This is a genomic window from Rhizobium sp. P2_G2, assembly GCF_056403555.1.
Map to the genome: position 1 here is coordinate 1 of NZ_JBFUFF010000248.1, position 1,833 is coordinate 1,833.

At 61.0% G+C, this 1,833-nt stretch carries 1 protein-coding gene; it reads right to left on the reverse strand.

All coding sequences use genetic code 11. The features are described 5' to 3' along the window. Window positions 1–1,833: VCBS domain-containing protein (locus AC1D06_RS42500; protein WP_477991573.1), on the reverse strand; the 1,833-nt coding region annotated here is incomplete at both ends.

Here is a 1,833-nt window from a genome sequence, read left to right on the forward strand (position 1 = left end):
GCATCATTGGTGCCATGGATGGTGACCGTGATCACCTGGGAGGTGCCATCAGCCGTGGTCACCGTGATGCTGTCGGTATAGTCATGACCCGCCTTGAACTCGTCATGGGCATCGTTCATGACATAGGTCCACGTGCCGTCAGCGGCGATCGAGAACTTGCCGAAGCCATGGCTGCCATCGACATCGGTCTGCACATCGAAGGCGGCAGAGCTGTCGACATCGGAAGCATCCAGCTTGCCGCCGGTGTTCTGGGCGGCGTCACTCTCGCTCAGTTCCTGGGTGCTCGTTCCTGTGATGAGGGCCGCATCATTGGTGCCGTGGATAGTGACCGTGATCACCTGGCTGGTGCCGTCGGCGGTGGTGACGGTGATGCTGTCGGTGTAGTCGTGGCCTGCCTTGAACTCGTCATGGGCATCGTTCATGACATAAGTCCAGGTGCCATCGGCAGCGATCGAGAACTTGCCGAAGCCATGGCTGCCATCGACATCGGTCTGGGCCGTGAACAGCGCCGAGCTGTCGACGTCGGAAGCATCGAGCTTGCCGCCAGTGTTTTGAGCCGAATCCGTCTCCGTCAGTTCCTGGGTGCTGCTGCCGCCGATCACCGCGGCATCATTGGTGCCGTGGATGGTGACGGTGATCACCTGGCTGGTGCCGTCGGCTGTGGTGACGGTGATGCTGTCGGTATAGTCATGACCTGCCTTGAACTCGTCATGGGCATCGTTCATGACATAAGTCCAGGTGCCGTCGGCGGCGATCGAGAACTTGCCGAAGCCGTGGCTGCCATCGACATCCGTCTGCACATCGAAGGCGGCAGAGCTGTCGACGTCGGAAGCATCCAGCTTGCCGCCGGTGTTCTGGGCAGCGTCGGTCTCCGTCAGTTCCTGGGTGCTGCTGCCGCCGATCACGGCTGCATCATTGGTGCCATGGATGGTGACAGTGATCACCTGGCTGGTGCCGTCGGCGGTGGTGACGGTGATGCTGTCGGTATAGTCATGACCCGCCTTGAACTCGTCATGGGCATCGTTCATGACATAAGTCCAGGTGCCGTCAGCGGCGATCGAGAACTTGCCGAAGCCATGGCTGCCATCGACATCGGTCTGCACATCGAAGGCGGCAGAGCTGTCGACGTCGGAGGCGTCCAGCTTGCCGCCAGTGTTCTGCGCCACATCACTTTCAGTGAGCGACTGCGTGCTGCTGCCGCCGATCACCGCGGCATCATTGGTGCCGTGGATGGTGACGGTGATCACCTGGCTGGTGCCGTCCGCCGTGGTCACGGTGATGCTGTCGGTATAGTCATGACCCGCCTTGAACTCGTCATGGGCATCGTTCATGACATAAGTCCAGGTGCCGTCGGCGGCGATCGAGAACTTACCGAAGCCATGGCTGCCATCGACATCCGTCTGCACATCGAAGGCGGCAGAGCTGTCGACATCGCTGGCATCCAGCTTGCCGCCGGTGTCCTGGGCAACATCGCTTTCGGTCAGTTCCTGGGTGCTGCTGCCGCCGATCACGGCTGCATCATTGGTGCCATGGATGGTGACAGTGATCACCTGGCTGGTGCCGTCGGCGGTGGTGACGGTGATGCTGTCGGTATAGTCATGCCCCGCCTTGAACTCGTCATGGGCGTCGTTCATGACATAAGTCCAGGTGCCATCGGCGGCGATCGAGAACTTGCCGAAGCCATGGCTGCCATCGACATCGGTCTGGGCCGTGAACAGCGCCGAGCTGTCGACGTCGGAAGCATCGAGCTTGCCGCCAGTGTTTTGAGCCGAATCCGTCTCCGTCAGTTCCTGGGTGCTGCTGCCGCCGATCACGGCCGCATCATTGGTGCCG